General features: G+C 70.7%; 13 protein-coding genes, 1 tRNA gene and 1 other RNA gene. 6 read left to right on the forward strand and 9 right to left on the reverse strand.

Annotation, left to right across the window (positions count from 1 at the left end):
- The first annotated feature begins 169 nt into the window (after positions 1–169).
- The gene (locus JUB13_RS31790) at positions 170–304 is read left to right on the forward strand and encodes a hypothetical protein (protein ID WP_268914338.1); all 135 of its coding nucleotides are present in this window, start codon (positions 170–172) and stop codon (positions 302–304) included.
- Between the two features lie 145 nt (positions 305–449).
- Here the strand turns inward: JUB13_RS31790 and pgi are convergent, their stop codons facing one another.
- The 7 genes from pgi to aroA form a co-directional block, all read right to left on the reverse strand.
- Positions 450–2105: a glucose-6-phosphate isomerase gene (gene pgi / locus JUB13_RS07080; RefSeq protein WP_207478072.1), complete on the reverse strand. Its 1656-nt coding sequence runs from the start codon at positions 2103–2105 to the stop codon at positions 450–452.
- A gap of 168 nt (positions 2106–2273) precedes the next feature.
- Positions 2274–3617 carry a M16 family metallopeptidase gene (locus JUB13_RS07085; protein WP_207478073.1) on the reverse strand — a complete coding sequence of 448 codons (1344 nt, stop codon included), beginning with the start codon at positions 3615–3617 and terminating at the stop codon, positions 2274–2276.
- On the reverse strand, positions 3614–5119 hold the full coding sequence (locus JUB13_RS07090; RefSeq protein ID WP_328702883.1) for a M16 family metallopeptidase: 1506 nt from the start codon (positions 5117–5119) through the stop codon (positions 3614–3616). Before JUB13_RS07090 ends, JUB13_RS07085 begins: the two co-directional genes overlap by 4 nt.
- A gap of 132 nt (positions 5120–5251) precedes the next feature.
- Positions 5252–5923 (reverse strand): DUF3035 domain-containing protein, encoded by a 672-nt coding sequence (locus tag JUB13_RS07095; RefSeq protein ID WP_207478074.1) that lies wholly within the window; start codon positions 5921–5923, stop codon positions 5252–5254.
- Between the two features lie 55 nt (positions 5924–5978).
- A complete protein-coding gene (lspA, locus tag JUB13_RS07100; protein ID WP_207478075.1) occupies positions 5979–6485 on the reverse strand; it encodes a signal peptidase II in 507 nt (168 codons plus the stop codon).
- Positions 6482–9328 carry an isoleucine--tRNA ligase gene (gene ileS / locus JUB13_RS07105; protein ID WP_207478076.1) on the reverse strand — a complete coding sequence of 949 codons (2847 nt, stop codon included), beginning with the start codon at positions 9326–9328 and terminating at the stop codon, positions 6482–6484. The genes lspA and ileS overlap by 4 nt, the downstream gene beginning before the upstream one ends.
- A gap of 291 nt (positions 9329–9619) precedes the next feature.
- Positions 9620–10990 carry a 3-phosphoshikimate 1-carboxyvinyltransferase gene (gene aroA, locus JUB13_RS07110; RefSeq protein WP_207478077.1) on the reverse strand — a complete coding sequence of 457 codons (1371 nt, stop codon included), beginning with the start codon at positions 10988–10990 and terminating at the stop codon, positions 9620–9622.
- 280 nt (positions 10991–11270) lie between these two features.
- On the opposite strand from aroA, the gene JUB13_RS07115 reads away from it, so the two are divergent.
- Positions 11271–11657 carry a TIGR02300 family protein gene (locus tag JUB13_RS07115; RefSeq protein ID WP_207478078.1) on the forward strand — a complete coding sequence of 129 codons (387 nt, stop codon included), beginning with the start codon at positions 11271–11273 and terminating at the stop codon, positions 11655–11657.
- A gap of 174 nt (positions 11658–11831) precedes the next feature.
- Positions 11832–11907, forward strand: a tRNA-Ala gene (locus JUB13_RS07120).
- A 214-nt stretch (positions 11908–12121) separates the two neighbouring features.
- Here JUB13_RS07120 and JUB13_RS07125 read toward each other — a convergent pair.
- Positions 12122–13816, reverse strand: coding sequence for a DEAD/DEAH box helicase (locus tag JUB13_RS07125; RefSeq protein WP_207478079.1), 1695 nt, complete (start codon positions 13814–13816; stop codon positions 12122–12124).
- A gap of 839 nt (positions 13817–14655) precedes the next feature.
- Between JUB13_RS07125 and JUB13_RS07130 the strand changes: the two genes are divergently transcribed.
- The 3 genes from JUB13_RS07130 to ssrS all read left to right on the forward strand — a co-directional run bounded on the left by JUB13_RS07130 (position 14656) and on the right by ssrS (position 15617).
- On the forward strand, positions 14656–14934 hold the full coding sequence (locus tag JUB13_RS07130) for a SemiSWEET family sugar transporter (RefSeq protein WP_207478080.1): 279 nt from the start codon (positions 14656–14658) through the stop codon (positions 14932–14934).
- Positions 14935–14937: 3 nt separating this feature from the next.
- The gene (locus JUB13_RS07135) at positions 14938–15423 is read left to right on the forward strand and encodes a SemiSWEET family sugar transporter (RefSeq protein WP_207478081.1); all 486 of its coding nucleotides are present in this window, start codon (positions 14938–14940) and stop codon (positions 15421–15423) included.
- A gap of 33 nt (positions 15424–15456) precedes the next feature.
- A non-coding RNA gene (gene ssrS / locus JUB13_RS07140) (6S RNA) lies at positions 15457–15617 on the forward strand.
- A gap of 284 nt (positions 15618–15901) precedes the next feature.
- Here the strand turns inward: ssrS and JUB13_RS07145 are convergent.
- Positions 15902–17398 (reverse strand): ribonuclease J, encoded by a 1497-nt coding sequence (locus JUB13_RS07145; RefSeq protein WP_236024761.1) that lies wholly within the window; start codon positions 17396–17398, stop codon positions 15902–15904.
- Between the last annotated feature and the right edge of the window lie 341 nt (positions 17399–17739).

Consider the following 17739-nt stretch of genomic DNA (forward strand, 5'->3'; position numbering starts at 1 on the left):
GCAGGTGCGGACAGGGGCAGCGGAATTTCGTGGCCGGTCCGGAGGCGCGTTGCACGCGGGACACACTCACGATCGAAAGGGAGCAACATCCCAAGGTGTGACAAACGACACGGATCCCGTGGGCCAACCCGTGCTTTTCTCAAGGGAACGCTGCCTATGGACCCCGACCGTGTCTGAGATCCTGCAGAGCTTCAAGAAGGACTGGTGGCGCTGGACGCCCGGCGAACGGCTGAGCGCGCTCCTGGGCCTCGCGCTGACCCTGGCGCTGGTCCTTGGCCTCGGCTACGCCGGCCTGATCGGCTGAGCCGCCCGCGCCGCGCGGGGGCGGGGCGTTGCGCCGCCGCCTCAGTCCGCGCCCGCGGCGGAGCGCGTCACCCCGCGCCCGCGGCGGAGCGCTTCAACCGGCGCCCGCGGCGGAGCGCTTCAACCGGCGCCCGCGGCGGAGCGCTTCAACCGGCGCCCGCGGCGGAGCGCAGGGCGGTCCTGACCAGCCCCACCGTCGAGGAGTCGTGGCCGCCCGGCGGCTTCTGCCCCCGGACCTCCGGCAGGATCGCCTTCGCAAGCTGCTTGCCGAGCTCGACACCCCACTGGTCGAAGGAATTCACCTCCCACACGATGCCCTGCACGAAGATCTTGTGCTCGTAGAGCGCGATCAGCATGCCGAGCCGGCCGGGGTCCAGCCGCTCCAGCAGGATCGAGTTGGTGGGCCTGTTGCCCTCGAAAACCTTGTGGGGCACCAGCGCCTCCAGCGCCTCGCCCGACAGGCCCTGGCCCGCCAGCTCGGCGCGGACCTCTTCCTCGGTCTTGCCGCGCATCAGCGCCTCGGTCTGGGCCAGGAAGTTCGAGAGCAGCAGCGCGTGGTGCTCGCCCATCGGGTTGTGGCTGACGGCCGGGGCGATGAAATCGCAGGGGATCAGCTTCGTGCCCTGGTGGATGAGCTGGTAGAAGGCGTGCTGCCCGTTGGTCCCGGGCTCGCCGAAGATCACGGGGCCCGTCTGATAGTCCACGCGCTCGCCCCGGCGGTTCACGCTCTTGCCGTTGCTCTCCATGTCGGCCTGCTGCAGATAGGCCGGCAGCCTGGCGAGATACTGGTCGTAGGGCAGCACCGCATGGGCTGCCGCTCCCCAGAAATTCGCGTACCAGACGCCCAGCATGCCCAGCAGGACGGGCGCATTGCGCTCCAGCGGCGCCGTGCGGAAATGCTCGTCCATGGCATGGGCGCCGTCGAGCAGCTCCACGAAGCGCTCGGGACCGATGAAGAGCGCGATGGGCAGGCCGATGGCGGACCACAGGCTATATCGGCCGCCGACCCAGTCCCAGAAGCCGAACATGTTCTCGGGGTCGATGCCGAAGGCGCGGACCGCCGCCTCGTTGGTGGAGACGGCGACGAAATGCCTAGCGATGGCCGACTCGTCGCCGACATGCTCCAGGAACCACGAGCGGGCCGTGTGCGCGTTGGCCAGCGTTTCCTGGGTCGTGAAGGTCTTGGAGGCGATCACGAACAGCGTGCGGGCAGGATCGCAGCGCTTCAGCGTCTCGGCGATGTGGGTCGCGTCCACGTTCGAGACGAAATGCATGCGCAGGTCGGGATGCCCGTAGGGGCGCAGCGCCTCGCAGACCATCGCGGGGCCGAGATCGGATCCGCCGATCCCGATATTCACGATGTCGGTGATCTGGCCCCCGGCATGGCCGGTCCAGGCGCCGTCACGCACGGCCTGGGCGAACCGGCAGACGCGGTGGAGGACCGCCTCGACATCGGCGGTCACGTCCTGGCCGTCGACGCTGAGCGGCCGGCCCGAGCGGTCGCGCAGCGCCGTGTGGAGGACAGCGCGGTCCTCGGTCGAATTGATCCGCCGCCCCTCGAACATGCGCTCGCGCCAGCCTTCGACGTCCTGTTGGCGCGCGAGATCCAGCAGCAGCTCGACCGTCCGGGGCGTGATGCGGTTCTTGGAGTAGTCCACAAGGAAGCCGGCGCCGGGCTCCAGCGAGAAGCGGCGGAACCGGTCGGGATCCTGGTCGAACAGGTCGCGCATGCGCACCCCGTCCATCTCGTCACGATGCGCCTGCAGCGCACGCCAGGCAGGCGATCCGGTCAGGGCGGTCATGGCGGTGGCTCCTCCTTTTCTTCTTGCGGATGTCCGTGGGCGCATCCGGCTCAGGATCGGTAACGCACGAGAGGCCGTGCGGTGCCGATCCCGCGCGGGATCACGCCATCTTGGCACGGCGATCCACCACACGGCGATTCACCGCATGGCGATCCACCGGACGCGGCATTAGCTCCCGTGCTGGATCACGGTCGCGCCCTGCAGCCCCTCCGGCCGCCCGACCACCACGGTCATCAGCTTGCCGGGCTGCAGGAGCTCGCGGGCGACGCGGCGCACGTCGTCCAGCGTCACCGCCTGGATCAGCGCGTCGCGGCGGTCGAGATAGTCGATGCCGAGATCGTCGCGCTGGACCTGGAGCAGCACCTCGGCGATACGGTCCGTGCCGGTAAACTGGAGCGGGAAGGAGCCCGTCAGGTAGGTCTTGGCGTCGTCGAGCTCCTCCTGGGTCGGTCCCTGCTCCGCCATGCGGCGCCATTCCTCCCTGAGCAGGCCGATCATGGCGCCTGCGTTCGGGTTTGCCGTCGACCCGCTGGCCATCATCAGCGCGGTGTTCTCGAAGGGCAGCAGATAACTGTAGACGCCGTAGGTGAGCCCGCGCTTCTCGCGGATCTCGTTCATCAGGCGCGAGCTGAAGCTGCCGCCGCCGAGCACGTAGTTCATCAGCGAGGCCGCGAACCAGTCGGGGTCCCGGCGCTTCAGGCCGGGCTGGCCCATCAGCACGATGCTCTGCGCGGTCGGCCGCTCGACCACCAGCGTCTCGCCGGCGGTGCTGGGCACGACCTCGCCGATCTCCAGCGGGGCCGCCTGGGCGGGAAGCCCGCCGAAGACCCTGTCCAGCAGCCCGCCGAGCCGCTCGGGCGTGATGTCGCCGGTGACGCCGATCTTCAGGTTCGCCTTGGCGAGGCGGTCGCGCACGAAGCCCCGGAGGTCCTCCGCGCCGATGGCGGCGACGCTCTCCAGCGTGCCGCGGGCGCGGCGCCCGTAGGGGCTGTCGGGGAAGGCATGGGCGTAGAAGGCTTGGCGCACGATCGTGTCGGGATCGCCCTGGTCGCGCCGGATCTGGCTGCCGACCGCCTGCTTCATGCGCTCGACGGCCTCGGCGTCGAAGCGCGGCGCGGTGAGCGCCAGGCGCAGCAGCTCGACGGCCTCGTCCTCGGTCTCGACCAGTGTCTTCAGGTTCCCGAAGAAGGCGTCGGAGGAGGCCGAGAAGCCGAGCGTGATCCCCGCATCGGCGATCCGGCGCTGGAACTCCTGGCTGTCCAGCGGGCCTGCGCCCTCGTCCAGCAGGGTCGAGACCAGGTTGGCGAGCCCCTCCTTGCCCTTGGGGTCCGCGACCGCGCCGCCCTCGAAGGCGAACTGGACCGAGAGAATCGGGATCTTCTGGTCGCGAATCAGCCAGGCCTCGATGCCGCCCGGGCTGATCACGCGCTCGACCTCGAAGGCCGAGGCGGGGGCGAGCAGCGCCAGAAGCAGCGCCCCGGCCGCGGCGACGGTGCGAAGGACGGATCTCATCGGACGGCTCCCTGGGCGGCTCCGGCGGCGGATGGGGCGGCGGGCGAGGCCGCGCCGCCGGCCGAGGCGGCGGTGCCCGGGCGCGGCGCGCCGGCCACGGCCGATCCTTCGGCCGGCAGCAGGATGCCCGTCGCGAACCCGGTCTGGGTCAGAAGGAAGCGGGCGGCGGCCATCACCTGGTCGGGCGTGACCGCGCCGATGCGCGCCGGCCACTGCTCGACCTCCTCGGCGGTTCCGCCGGTAGCGAGCGCCGCGCCCAGGGTCTGGGCCGGCCCCTGCAGGCTGTCGCGCGCGAAGATCGCTTCGCGCTGCATGCGCAGCTTGGCGGTCTCGACCTCCTCGGCCGTGACGCCCTCCTTCAGCAGCTTCGCGATCTCGGCGTCCATGGCGGCCTCCAGCCTGTCGAGGTCGACGGCCGGCACCGGTGTCAGGTAAAGGCCGAAGATGCCGAGGTCGACGGCGGTCGGCGAATAGCCGCTGCCCGCCCCGACGGCGAGCCGCTGGTCCAGCACCAGGGCGCGGTGCAACCGGCTGGTCGCCCCACCGCCCAGGATCTCGCTGAGGACCTGCAGCGCGTAGGCGTGCTCCTTGGCGCCCGCCCGGTAGGACGGCGCCTGGTAGAGCCGGCGCAGCGAGGGCTGGCGCACCTCGGCATCGCGCAGGATCACCCGCCGCTCCGCCGTCAGGACCGGCTCCTCGACCCGGACGCGCGCGGGCACGGGGCGCGCCGGGATCGCGCCGTAGTAGCGCTCCGCCAGGGGCTTCAGCTCGGCGGCGTCGACATCGCCCGCGACCACCAGGATCGCGTTGTTGGGGGCGTACCAGGTCCGGTAGAAGGCCTCGGCCGCCTCGCGGTCGAGCTTGCGCATCTCGGACTCCCAGCCGATGACCGGGGTGCCGTAGGGATGGTGCACGAACAGCGCCGCCTGGAGCTGCTCGCTGAGCTTGTCCGAGGGCGAGTTCTCGGTCCGCTGGCGCCGCTCCTCGATGATCACCTCGCGCTCGGGCAGCACGACCTCGTCGGTCAGGCGGAGATCCGCCATCCGGTCCGCCTCCATCTTCATCACGAGCTCGAGCCGGTCGCGTGCGACGTTCTGGAAGTAGGCCGTGTAGTCCCAGCTCGTGAAGGCGTTGTCGCGCCCGCCGTTGCGCGCGACGATGCGCGAGAACTCGCCCGCGGCCAGCTCGTCGGTCGCCTTGAACATCAGGTGTTCCAGGAAATGCGCGATGCCCGAGCGTCCGCGCGGCTCGTCGGCGGCGCCGGTCCTGTACCAGACCATGTGCGTGACCACGGGCACGCGGCGGTTGGTGACCACGACCACCTGCATGCCGTTCTGCAGGGTGAAGATCTCGGGAAAGAAGACGCCCTGCTGCGCGGTGGCGGAGGCTTGGGCGGGGGCGGGCTGCCCCGGCGGCGCGGGCGCCGGGGATGGCGGGGCCTGGGCGCCCGCCGGGGCCGCGGCGAGGAACATCAGGGCTGCAAGCGTCGGTATGGGCTTCACGGGGCGCACGCCTCCTCCTGGTCGCGACCTGGGGACGGAGGTGGGACGCGCCCCGCCCCAGAACAAGGCTTGAGAACAAGCCCCGGCGTGCGCCCTCGCGGGTGCCCGCCGGGCGCCCCGCACGGGTTTGGTCTAGAACAGCCCTTCCAGCGGCGCGCGCCTGCGGCGCTGGACCTGCGGCGTCTCGCCCGTCGTCACCCCCTGGCCCGCGGCGGAAACGCCGCGCAGGCGCTGGGCCTCGCGGGTGGGGTCGACGACGGTGCCGGGCTGGTCGGGCGTGCGCCACCACAGGATGGTGTCCAGCCAGCTTTTCCCCGAGTCCACGTCGGTCAGGGCTTCCTGGTTCACGGCCGTGCGCACGTTGGGGTCGGCCCTTTCGGCGCCGGCGCGCGCCAGGAAGGCCTTTTCTGCGGGCGATGCGGTGGTCGGCGCCTGCCGACCGCGCAGGGCGGCGAGCCCCGCGGCCGAGGCCGCCGCCGCTCCGTCGGACCCGTTGCCGCCCAGCCCGCTCAGCGAGGCCGTTCCCAGCCCCTGGCCGTTGCCCAGCCCTGCGGCGGGCCCGCCCGCCGCGGCCTGGCTGAACACGACCGCCGCCGCCTGGTCGGCAGCCGTTCCTTCCTGCGGGCGCACGGCGCCCGGCCGGGGCGGCGGCAGGTCGAGCTGGCGCGGCATCTCCAGCGGGGCGCGCTGGACCACCCGGAACTCGTCGGGCGGATTGCGGTCCAGCCCGAACATCGATCGCACGCCGCTGCACCCGGTTAGGGCCAGGGCGACCAGCGCGAGGCAGGCGAGGCGGAGCTTCATGTGGGGTCCAGAATAGGATGGCGCCGCGAATGGCGGCCGGTTCTCGCGGGTAGCTTTAGCTCTTTTCGGGCCGGACAAACAAGCCGTCGAGCACCAGCATCGCCACCCCGACGCAGATCCCGGCATCGGCCACGTTGAAGGCCGGCCAGTGCCAGCCGGCGGCATGGACGTCCAGGAAGTCCACCACGGCCTGGAAGCGGACCCGGTCGATGACGTTGCCCAGCGCCCCGCCGATCACCAGCCCGAGGGCCAGCGCGGTCCAGGCGCGTTCGGCCCTGCGCAGCCAGTTCAGCAGGTAGGCGACGATCCCCAGCGCCAGGGCCGACAGGACCCAGGGCATGGCGTCGTGGTGCGAATAGAACAGCGAGAAGCTGACCCCGCGGTTCCACGCCAGGACGAGGTTGAAGAAGGAGGTGACCTCGATCACCCGGGGCGGCTGCATCACCACCTCGAGGATCCACCACTTGCTGGCCTGGTCCAGCAGGATGCAGACCAGGGCCGCGGCGAGGCCCATCGCGATCCGCGGCCGCGGCAAGCTTCCCGCCGTCCCGGCCTCGATCATTCCGCGGCCTCCGGCAGGTGCTCGACGGCGTCCGAGCAGCGCACGCACAGCGTGTCGTGCTCGGCCACGGTCCCGACCTCGGGCAGGACGCGCCAGCAGCGCTCGCACTTCGCGCCGTCGGCGGGGGCGAAGATGACCCCGACCTCGGGCACCTCGGGCAGGGTGAAGGAGCCCTCGGGCGGCTCGGCCTGGACGATCAGGATCTCCGAGGTGATCGCGACCTCGGCGAAGTCCACGCCCTCGACCGCCCTGGCCAGGGCCTCCGGCAGGTAGACCGTGGGCGAGGCCTGCAGGGACGAGCCGATGGTCTTGTTGGCGCGCTCAAGCTCCAGCGCTCCGGTGACCACGCGGCGCACCGTGCGCACGGCCTCCCAGCGGGCGGCCAGCGCCTCGTCCCGCCAGGCGCCCGGCACCTCGGGGAAGGTGCGCAGATGCACGCTGGGCAGGGCCTCGGGATCGTTGCCGTAGCGCGCGAGCCACGCCTCCTCGGCGGTGAAGCACAGCACCGGGGCCAGCCAGGCGGTCAGGCAGTTGAAGAGATAGTCCATGACCGTCCGCGTCGCCCGGCGCCGGACGTCGTCGGGGCGGTCGCAATAGAGGCTGTCCTTGCGGATGTCGAAATAGAAGGCCGACAGGTCGGTGGCGCAGAAATTGTGCAGCCCCGTGAACAACCCGTTGAAGTCGTAGGCCTGGATCCGGCCGCGGACCTCGGCATCCAGCTCGGCCAGCCGGTGAAGGACCCAGCGCTCCAGCTCGGGCATCTCGGCATGGCCGAGCCGCTCCTCGTCCCGCCATTCGGCGAGCGCGCCCAGCAGGTAGCGCAGGGTGTTGCGCAGCCGGCGGTAGAGGTCGGCCTGGAACTTCAGGATCTCGGGCCCGACCCGCATGTCCTCGGTGAAGTCGGAGCCGAGGACCCACAGGCGCAGGATGTCCGCCCCGTACTGGGCCACCACGTCCTGGGGCGCCACCACGTTGCCCAGGGACTTGGACATCTTGCGGCCCTGCTCGTCGAGCGTGAAGCCGTGGGTCAGCACCGCGTCATAGGGCGCGCGGCCGCGTGTCCCGCAGCTTTCCAGCAGCGAGGAGTGGAACCAGCCGCGGTGCTGGTCGGATCCCTCGAGGTACAGGGATGCCGGCGTTCCGAGCTCGTCCCGCTTCTCCAGGACGAAGGCGTGGGTCGACCCGCTCTCGAACCAGACGTCGACGATGTCGAAGACCTGCTCGTACTCCTCGGCGCGGTAGGACTCGCCCAGGAAGAACTGCGGTTCGCGGGCGTACCAGGCATCCGAGCCCTCCGCCTCGAAGGCGTCGGCGATGCGGTCGAGCACCGCCTGGTCGCGCAGCGGCTGGCCGTCGCGCTTGGACACGAAGAGCGCGATTGGCACGCCCCAGGCGCGCTGGCGGCTGATGCACCAGTCGGGCCGGCTCTCGATCATCGCATGGATGCGATTGCGGCCCTGGGGCGGCACCCAGGTAGTGGCCTCGATGGCGTCCAGCGCGGTCTGCCGCAGCCCGTTCGTCTCCATGGAGATGAACCACTGGGGCGTCGCGCGGAAGATCAGCGGCGCCTTGGAGCGCCAGGAATGGGGATAGCTGTGCACGAGCTTGCCGCGCGAGAGCAGCCTGCCGCGCTCCCGGATCGCCGCGATCACCGCCTCGTTCGCGTCGCCCGGCTTGCCCTCGGGCGTGAAGATGCGTCGCCCCGCGAAGAGCGGGACGTGCTCGAGATACGCGCCGTCGTCGCCGACCATCTGTGTGGGCTCGATCCCGTGGCGGCGGCCGAGCTCGAAGTCGTCGGCGCCGTGGCTGGGGGCCGTGTGCACGAAGCCCGTGCCGGTCTCGACCTCGACGAACTCGGCCGGCAGCAGCGGCACCGCGAAGTCGTAGCCGGAGCCTGCCAGCGGGTGGGCGGCGACGGTTCCTGCAAGGCGCGCGCCCGGCAGGCGCGCGGTCTCGCGCCCTTCGACCTTGGCCTGGGCGGCAGTGGCGGGCCAGGTCTCCACCGCGACGACCAGCCGGTCGCCGGGCTTCGCCAGGGCGCCCTCGGCGGCGGCGGTCACCTCGTAGACGCCGTACTCGATCCCCTCGCCATAGGCGATGGCGCGGTTGGCCGGCAGGGTCCAGGGGGTGGTCGTCCAGATCACCACCTCGGCGCCGGCCAGCGCCGGGTCGGAGGCCTGCGCCACGGGGAAGCGCACCCAGACCGTGGTCGAGGTGTGGTCGTGGTACTCGACCTCGGCCTCGGCCAGCGCCGTCTTCTCGACGGTCGACCACATCACGGGCTTGGCGCCCTTGTAGAGGCCGCCGTTCATCAGGAACTTGTGGATCTCGCGGACGATCTGCGCCTCGGCCGCGTTGGTCATGGTCGTATACGGCGACTTCCAGTCGCCGAGCACGCCCAGGCGCCGGAATTCCTCGGTCTGGACATTGACCCAGTGCTGGGCGAAGGCGCGGCACTCGGCCCGGAACTGGAGGATCGGCACCTCGTCCTTGTCCTTGCCCTCGGCGCGGTACTTCTCCTCGATCTTCCACTCGATCGGCAGGCCGTGGCAGTCCCAGCCCGGGACGTAGGGCGCATCGCGCCCCAGCATCTGGTACGAGCGGTTGATCACGTCCTTGAGGATCTTGTTGACCGCGTGGCCCACATGGATGTTGCCGTTGGCATAGGGCGGGCCGTCATGCAGGACGAAGCGGGGACGGCCGGCGCTGTCGGCGCGCTGGCGCGCGTAGAGGTCCAGCGCGTCCCAGCGCTTCATCAGCTCGGGCTCCTTCTGCGGGAGGCCGGCGCGCATGGGGAAGTCGGTGCGCGGGAGGAAGACGGTGGACTTGTAGTCGCGGGTCATGGGATGGGTCCGATGCGGCGCGGATCAGAGGCGCGGATGTCCCCGGGACGGCCCCGGAGGTGAAGGACGGAGTCGCGGGCGGCTGGCAGCGATACCATCGCGGCGGCGGGCGCGTCCAGGCTTCGCATCCCCGGGGATCATCGGGAAGCATCGGCGTGGACGCGGGATTTCCCGGCCCTCCTCAGAGGACCGGGCCGATAATTCGCCTTCCTGGGCCCATGCGGCGCTGCATCATGCCCTGAATTTAGGGAGCGCCCCCGCCATGGGTCAAGCGGGGGGTCAAGCGGGGGGTCAAGCGGGCGGCGCCGTGTCCGACGGCCCGATACGCGCCCCCAGGCCGTTCATCAGGGCGGCGAAGCCCGGGAAGCTGGTCTCGATGAAGGCCCCGTCGTCCACCGCGACCGGTGCCTGCGCGCCCAGCCCCAGCACCAGGAAGCTCATGGCGATGCGGTGGTCCATGGATGTCGCGACCGTGGCGCCGCCGGGCACCTTGCCCGTCCCGCGCACCACCAGCGTCTCCGCCCCGGCCTCGCAGGAAACGCCGCAGGCCGCGAGCCCGGCGGCCATCGTCGCGAGCCGGTCGCTCTCCTTCACGCGCAGCTCGGCCAGGCCGCGCATCACCGTCTCGCCCTCGGCACAGGCCGCGGCGACGGCGAGGATCGGGTACTCGTCGATCATAGAGGGCGCGCGCCCGGCCGGCACGTCCACGCCCCTCAGCCGGCCGCCGCGCACGCGCAGGTCGGCCACGGGCTCGCCGCCCACCTCGCGCAGGTTCTCGAAGGCGATGTCGGCGCCCATCTCGCGCAGCGTCTCGTAGAGCCCGGTGCGCCGCGGGTTCACGCCGATGCCGGGCAGCAACACCTCGGATCCCGGCAGGACCGCCGCCGCGACCGCGGGAAAGGCGGCGGAGCTGGGATCGCCCGGCACGCGCACCGGCCGCCCCGTCAGCTCGGCCTCGCCCGCGACCGAGACGGCCATCGCCCCGTCCTCCATCCGCTCGGCCGTCACGGTGGCACCGAAATGGCGCAGCATCAGCTCGGTGTGGTCGCGGCTGGGCTCGGCCTCGATCACGCTGGTGAGGCCGGGCGTGTTCAGGCCCGCCAGCAGCACCGCCGACTTCACCTGGGCCGAGGGCACCGGCAGCCGGTAGGCGATGGGAATGGGCCGTGCCGTGCCGATCACCGCCAGCGGCAGCCGCCCGCCGCCCCTTGCGACGAAGGACGCGCCCATGCGCTCCAGCGGCGCCGCGACGCGGACCATGGGCCGCCGCGCGAGGCTCGCATCGCCCGTCAGGAAAGCCGTCATGGGGTGGGTTGCCAGCAGTCCCATCAGAAGGCGCGCGGCGGTGCCGCTGTTGCCCATGTCCAGCACGCCCTCGGGCTCGGCCAGCCCGCCGACGCCGACCCCCGCGACGCGCCAGATCCCGTCGGCGCCGGCTTCGATGCGGGCGCCCAGGGCGCGCAGGGCGGCGGCGGTGCGCAGCACGTCCTCGCCCGTCAGCAGGCCGTGGATCTCGGTCACGCCGGACGCGACGGCGCCCAGCATCAGCGCGCGGTGGGAGATCGACTTGTCGCCGGGCACCCTGGCGCTGCCGGAGAGCGGCGCGGAGACCGGTCCGGAGCGCAGGGCGCGATGCGGCCGGGGGACGGTGCTGGTGCTCATGGCTGGACCTTCGGCGCCGCTGGACCTGGGCTTGGGCGTTGGCTTGGGCGTGGGGCCGCCGGCGGGTCGGGCCGCCGGCATGTACGCGGCGGTTCTACCACGCGCCCGCCCGCGCGCCCATGGCCCGATGCGGCGCGGACCCGTCGGAGGCCGGCTGAGCGCAGGAACGCGCCCTGCCCCGCCGCGTTGGCCGGCCGCGGTTTGGTTTGACATCTCCCTTGGGTCGTGGCATGGGACGGCGCTTCGAAATTGCCGCTTTTCTGCCGGACGGAGGAACCCCGTGGCCAAAGCTGAATGGGGCATCAAGCGCATCTGCCCGAATTGCGGGGCACGCTACTACGACATGCGCAAGGACCCGCCGGTCTGCCCGAACTGCAGCACGCAGTTCGATCCCGAGGCGCTGCTGCGCTCTCGCCGCGCACGTCCGGCCCCGGTCGAGGAGATCCGCGCCAAGACCCCGGTCGACACCGAGGACGAGGAGGTTCTGGAGCGCGAGGAGGCTGAGACCGAGGAGGCGGATGCCGACGTCGATCTCGACGTGGAGGAGGACGCCGACGCCGAGGCCCAGGAGGAGGACGAGGTCCTGCTCGAGGACGCCTCCGAGCTCGGCGAGGAGGACGACATGGTCGATGTCGAACTCGAGCCCGGCGAGGACGAGGAGCGCTAAGGGATCCGTTCACCGGGCGCCCTTCCCCTCCCGCAGGCGGGCTCCCGAGCGGGCCCGCCGGCGCTCCCCGGAAAAATCGGCCCGGGGCCGAATTTTCCTCTTGAACAGGGGGGCGGGTTTGGGGATATATCCGCCTCCACGGCGCCGGACCCCAGGCCGGCCCAACAGAGTTTCGGGGCCATAGCTCAGCTGGGAGAGCGCTACAATGGCATTGTAGAGGTCAGCGGTTCGATCCCGCTTGGCTCCACCACTTGAAGGCGCAGGGCGATGCCCTGAAAGCCGCAGGAACGAAAGCCCCGGTGCGGAAACGCCCCGGGGCTTTCTCCTTTTCCGCACCCGATCGGCGGTTCGGGTCCCTCGCCGCGGAAACCGGCGTCCCTGGTCGCTTTCGTCGGGGCCGGCCCGATCTTCACGCCCGTTCCAAGATCGGGAGGGATCCGGAACGGCCCACCAGTCTCGCCCCGTCATCCCGGCGCGTGCTGCCGGCCGTCGCGGGGCCGGTGCGGACGAAAGCGCGGGCGCATGTCGCCCGGCGGGGAGGCGCGTCCAGCTTCGACAAGAGCGATCCGCACATCGCCATCGTCGCCGTCTCCTCCGTCGTCCCGCGAAGGCGGTCGGGTGGCGGCCTCGGCGAAACGCCGGGCCGCGGCGGCCGCGACCTCGAACTCGGTCTCGTGCGCACGAACCCGGATGCGGCCGATCTCGTGCCGGGAGACGTGCCCGCGCCGGCACAGGAAAGGCAGAAGCCATCGCGGGTCGGCATTCGCGGATCGGCCGATGTTCACCCGGAACAGGACATAGCTGGCAGCGGCGCGGGGATGTTCCATTCGGCTGCGCTCGGCAGACCTGTCGGCCAGGGATGACAGCTCCTCCGGTGCGGGGCGGGCCCCGCGCAGGCTGCGGACCAGCGCGGCGGCAATCGCCTCCGGCCCCGAGGCGGCAAGCAGCATCCGGGCCGTCGCGAGATCCTCCTCGAGACCGTCCTCTGCGGCCAGCGTCGCGGCCTCATGCACGAGCCGCTCGCGGTCCTTCGCCCGGACCTCGTCGGCGGTCGGCGGATTCGACCACGCAGCCTTGACGCCCGCCTCGCCCAACAGGCGCTCGGCGGCACGCCGGCGCGTAAGCGGCACCAGCAGCACACAGGTTCCCTTCCGACCGGCACGGCCCGTCCGCCCGCTCCGGTGCAGGAGTGTCGCCGCGTCGCGCGGAAGATCCGCATGCACGACGAGGCCGAGGTCCGGCAGGTCGATGCCGCGAGCCGCGACATCGGTGGCCACGCAGACGCGCGCGCGCCCATCGCGCAGGGCCTGCAGCGCGCGGATCCGCTCGGCTTGGCTCAACTCGCCGGAGAGAGCCACGGCGGCAAAGCCGCGCTCCATCAGATTGCCCTGAAGGCGCGCCACCGTCTCGCGCGTGGCGCAGAAGACCAGGGCCCCCCTGGCCTCGAAGTAGCGCAGCACGTTCACGAGCGCCCTTTCCACCTCCAGCGGGGCGACTCGCATGGCACGATATTCGATATCGCCGTGGGGCTCGCCGCCCGCGGTGGCTTCGATCCGCATCGCGCCGCGCTGGTAACGCTTCGCGAGCGTCGCGATGCCGCGTGGCACTGTCGCCGAAAAGAGCAATGTGCGACGCTCGGTGGGAGTTGCGTCCAGGATGGCTTCCAGATCCTCGCGAAAGCCGAGGTCGAGCATCTCGTCGGCCTCGTCGAGGACGACCGTGCGCAGGGCAGCAATGTCCAGGCTTCCGCGTTCGATGTGGTCGCGCAACCGCCCTGGAGTGCCAACGACCACCTCCACCCCCATCCCGAGGGCTCGACGTTCGCGCCGCATGTCCGTGCCGCCGACGCAGGCGACCACCCGCGCACCGAATCCGGCATAGAGCCAGGCGAGTTCCTCACGTACCTGCAGCGCCAGTTCGCGGGTCGGGGCAACGACGAGCAGGCGCGGCCGGCCGGTCCGGCCATCCGGATCCATGAGTGCCGGCGCGGCGGCGAGCCCATATGCGACCGTTTTTCCCGATCCGGTCTGGGCGGATACCAGCAGGTCGCGACCGACCGTCTCCGGTTTCAGCACAGCGTCCTGAACGGGCGTGGGTTCCGCATAGCCGCGGTTCTCGAGCGTCTCAAGAAGTCTCGGGTCAAGCTGAAGGAAGGGCATGGCGGGGTCCGTCCGGCACCAATGCTGTCATTGCGTCGGCTCCGGCAGGCCCGGGGGCGACAGGCGGGCAACACGGCGCGCAGGCGTGAAGCCGAAGGGCCCGCTTGGCATACGCCACCCGAACATGCCGCTCGGCAGGCGTGAAGTGGGGAACCAGGTGATGGCACGCCGTCCGGCCGCTGGAGGCTGGGGCCCCGGCGAAGTGGCAGCGGGCGACGGCGACTGGGCTTCCGCTGGTTCTCGATCCCAGCGGCGGCCGCTCCTTCCGCTCCCGCTGCCGTTCTGCGACCGGTCTTGCTCTCCTCCGGCTCGTTCCGTCGAGATCGGGCGTCTGCCGTGATCGAGTTCGTCCATGGCCGCTGTACCGGGAACAGTCCGAGGTGAAGTTCGTCACCGGCTGCTTCCCGAGTATTTGAAGTGGGCGGGAGAAATGGCCTGATGCGCTTCGCCGCCTTCGGCGGCCCGGGGTTGCCGGACGATCGCAGCCGGGATCGCAGACAAACGGCGACCCGGCCGCTGAGCTCGCGAGATGCGCCAGGATCAAGGCCGGGGCGGCGGGTTTCGCTCCCATCTCGGGCTTGGAGCAGCCGCATGGCGGGGCGGGAAACGGGCCGTGGCACGGCGCGTCATATCGAGCCGCTCAGCCGCAGATCCATCGCCTTTGCAGATCCATCGCCTTTGAAGAACAAGGTCGTGGCAAAGGGCCGGCCGGGGCGCGGGGCAGGCCTTGGCGACCCTCAAGCGCCACGGGGGTGCGCCCGGCGGGCATATCGCGGGCGGGCGGTCGGAACCGTGACGACGAGCGGCTGTTCACGTTTCCCATCGTGCGGAGGTCGGACATGGAGGCGTGGTGGCCAACGGCGCTGGGCGTGATAGCGGGGATCTGCACGAGCTTCAGCTTCCTCCCGCAGGTGATCAAGGCGTGGAACGACGGCGACACCGAAGCGATCTCAAGGCGCATGTACCTCGTCTCGCTCGTTGCCTTTGGCCTCTGGATCGTCCACGGCCTCATGATCGCCAGCATGCCGGTCGTCCTCTTTAACGGGCTGAACCTGCTGTTCGCCGGGATCGTCCTGGCGCTCAAGCTGCGGGGGCGGGGTCACGAGATGAGGCGCTGAGGCATGGAATCCGTGGTCCCCATGCTGATTGGGCTCATCGCTGGCTGCCTTTCCACCTACAGCTTCGTCCCGCAGGTCGTGAAGTGCTGGCGGACGGGCGAGACAGCGGCGATCTCCCTGCGCATGTTCGCGGTGCGAACCTTCGGCCTTCTGTTGTGGACGGGCTATGGACTTGCCGTAGGGAGCCTTCGTCCTGGTCTTCAGCGCGCTCAGCCTGATCCTGAGCTCAACCATCCTCGCGCTGAAGCTCCGCGGATCACGTGCCTGACCAGCCGCCAGTTCTTGGCGCCAGAAGACCATCGGAACCAACAGAAAGCATGTCGGCTCCATCGGATCCGCTCACAGAGCATGATCCCATTCGGCCAACTCGAAATCGGGAACGGGCCGAGCGTCTCCTGTGGCGCGAATACCAATCCGATCGTCTTCGATCGGATCTGCAAGGCCGCGTCGGAGGAGAGCATCCCCTGCCGGGTGCGCGCCGCACCTTGAAACGAGCCGCCGGGAGGGCCATTTCCTGCTCTGCGAGGGCTGCCTGGTACGATAGGCGCTACGAACCCCCTGGCCGATAATCATCTCCTCGGGGAGCTGTCCCTTCCGGGACCGAGGTCCCGGAACATGGTTCCCACCTGCAAGAGCAGGTCATGAGGGTTGGGCACATGCCACCGGCCGATGGCGGCCCTTCGCATTCCAGTTCCAGCCGGTGCGATCGCATTCGGCCGCGAGGCCCAGCAGCCTCTCCTGAAGCCTATGGGGCAGAGCTGTCCCATAGGCTTTTCTGCGTGCCTATGGGATGGTCGGAGCGACCTCGGGCAATGTGCGCGCACGTCCGCGAGAGGTGCGAACTCCTGCTGGCCGGATCTGATGCCGGCACGCAGTCCCCGGCCGACAAAAGAGAAAAGCCGCCCCAAGGGGCGGCCTTCTTTTTGGACTGGCAATCGGAAAGCCTCGCGGCCTGCCCGGCGCCCGCTCAGGCGGCTGCCCGGCGGCTATCCGAGTTGACGGGATCCGCTTCCGCAGCAGGCAACGCCCAAGGAAGGATCGTCTGTCCGTCGAAGGCAAGCCGCTTCGGCTCGACATGGCCGACAACCCGCGTCCCGACCGCAGCCATACGGACGAGGTCGCCGTCCTCCGGAACGACCGCCCGCTCGACTCCACAATCCCGTGCGAGGCGCGCATGGGCCTCAAGGTGAGCGAGGGTGCCATGCACCGGCACCGCGATGCGGGGCCGTACCAGGCCATACATCCGCTTCAGGTCCTCGCGCGCAGGGTGGCCGGAGACGTGCACCTTGGCATCGCCCGGCGTCACGACCTCCACTCCCCTGCCCTCGAGCAGGTGCCGGATCGCATTCACGGCCTCCTCGTTGCCGGGGATAGCCCGGGCCGAGAAGATCACCGTGTCGCCGTGCCACAGCCGCAGCGAACGGTGCTCGCCGCGGGCGATGCGGCTGAGCGCGGCCCGCTCCTCGCCCTGGCTGCCCGTGCACATCAGCACCAGGTTACGCCGCGGCAGCGCCGCGGCCTCGTCCAGGCTGAGGAACGGCGCAACGCCGTCCAGGTAGCCGCAGGTACGCGCTGCCTGCTCCATGCGCAGCAGCGAGCGCCCGGCCAGGACGACCTTTCTGTCATTGGCGGCTGCGGCTTCGGCGACCGCCTTCATGCGCGCCACATTGCTGGCAAAGCAGGTGATCGCGATCGCGCCCCGCCGGCCGCGGAAGGCCTCGATCAGGCCGTCGCGCGCACAGGCCTCCGAGCCGGTGCTGCCCTCGACCATGGCGTTCGTGCTGTCGCACACCATGGCCATCACACCCTCGTCGCCGAGGCGCCGCAGAGCGTCGATATCGGGCGTCCGACCGACCAGCGGATCGGGATCGAACTTCCAGTCGCCGGTGTGCAGCACGGTCCCGGCATGCGTCCGGATCGCAAGCGCGACCGGCTCCGGGATAGAATGGGTCATGGCGATCGTTTCGATCCGGAACGGACCGAGGACGAGCTCCTCGCCGACCGCGAAGGTGCGGATGCGGGTCTGCCGAGCCGTGCCTGCCTCCTTCTGCCGCTCGCGGATCACGTGGGCGGCGAAGGGGGTGGCGTAGATCGGGCAGTCGAGACGGGGCCAGAGATGCTGGATCGCGCCGATGTGGTCCTCATGGGCGTGGGTGACGACCATGCCGACAACGTCGGCGATGCGCTCCTCGACGAAGCTTGGATCAGCCATGACGGCATCAATTCCAGGTGCCTCGTCGCCGAGGAAGGCGACGCCCGCATCGACAATCAGCCATTTTCCTGCGTGTCCGTAGAGCGTCATGTTCATGCCAATGCGCGAACAGCCGCCCAGCGGAAGGAACAGAACCTCGTCCGTGCCGGGGACGGGGCCCATGGCCCGGGCGCGCGACTGCGTGTAGGGAACGCGTTCTAAGCGGGCGCGTCCCGTCGGCGCCATGCGCCGACGGCTGGTGGTGGATTTCATTTGTCGTCTTTTCCGATGGCCGGCATTCGACGCTGCCGGGCAGGCGTGCATCGCGGATCGATGCGCAATGGGGTTTGGCCCTCCCCGGTCCGGGCCTGCGGCGCCAGGACGGAGGTGAAGCCGTCGAGGCTGCCGGCCGCCGCGGCCGGGGAGGAACTTGGGCGGGCCCGCGGGCCCGCTGAAAGAAAAAGGGCCTCCCCGGGACGACGGGCGGCGCCGGCGTCGTGGCAGGAACGCGGCAGCCAGCCCAGCGGGCCGGGAAGGGTTCGCGTGCGGGCGGGGCCCGCAAGTCGGAGAGCGTTGGGCGGGATCGGGCAAGTGAGGAAGACATCGTGACTTCG

Source organism: Arenibaculum pallidiluteum, assembly GCF_017355985.1.
In the GTDB taxonomy this organism is placed as follows: Bacteria; Pseudomonadota; Alphaproteobacteria; order Azospirillales; family Azospirillaceae; genus Arenibaculum; species Arenibaculum pallidiluteum.

What these genes read in the sequence shown, in the direction of transcription:
- JUB13_RS07135 (WP_207478081.1), top strand. Translation starts at nt 14,938, where the DNA reads ATGGAATCCGTGGTCCCCATGCTGATTGGGCTCATCGCTGGCTGCCTT.
- JUB13_RS07125 (WP_207478079.1), bottom strand. Translation starts at nt 13,816, where the DNA reads ATGCCCTTCCTTCAGCTTGACCCGAGACTTCTTGAGACGCTCGAGAAC.
- JUB13_RS07095 (WP_207478074.1), bottom strand. Translation starts at nt 5,923, where the DNA reads ATGAAGCTCCGCCTCGCCTGCCTCGCGCTGGTCGCCCTGGCCCTAACC.
- JUB13_RS07145 (WP_236024761.1), bottom strand. Translation starts at nt 17,398, where the DNA reads ATGAAATCCACCACCAGCCGTCGGCGCATGGCGCCGACGGGACGCGCC.
- ileS (WP_207478076.1), bottom strand. Translation starts at nt 9,328, where the DNA reads ATGACCCGCGACTACAAGTCCACCGTCTTCCTCCCGCGCACCGACTTC.
- JUB13_RS07085 (WP_207478073.1), bottom strand. Translation starts at nt 3,617, where the DNA reads ATGAGATCCGTCCTTCGCACCGTCGCCGCGGCCGGGGCGCTGCTTCTG.
- lspA (WP_207478075.1), bottom strand. Translation starts at nt 6,485, where the DNA reads ATGATCGAGGCCGGGACGGCGGGAAGCTTGCCGCGGCCGCGGATCGCG.
- pgi (WP_207478072.1), bottom strand. Translation starts at nt 2,105, where the DNA reads ATGACCGCCCTGACCGGATCGCCTGCCTGGCGTGCGCTGCAGGCGCAT.
- JUB13_RS07130 (WP_207478080.1), top strand. Translation starts at nt 14,656, where the DNA reads ATGGAGGCGTGGTGGCCAACGGCGCTGGGCGTGATAGCGGGGATCTGC.
- aroA (WP_207478077.1), bottom strand. Translation starts at nt 10,990, where the DNA reads ATGAGCACCAGCACCGTCCCCCGGCCGCATCGCGCCCTGCGCTCCGGA.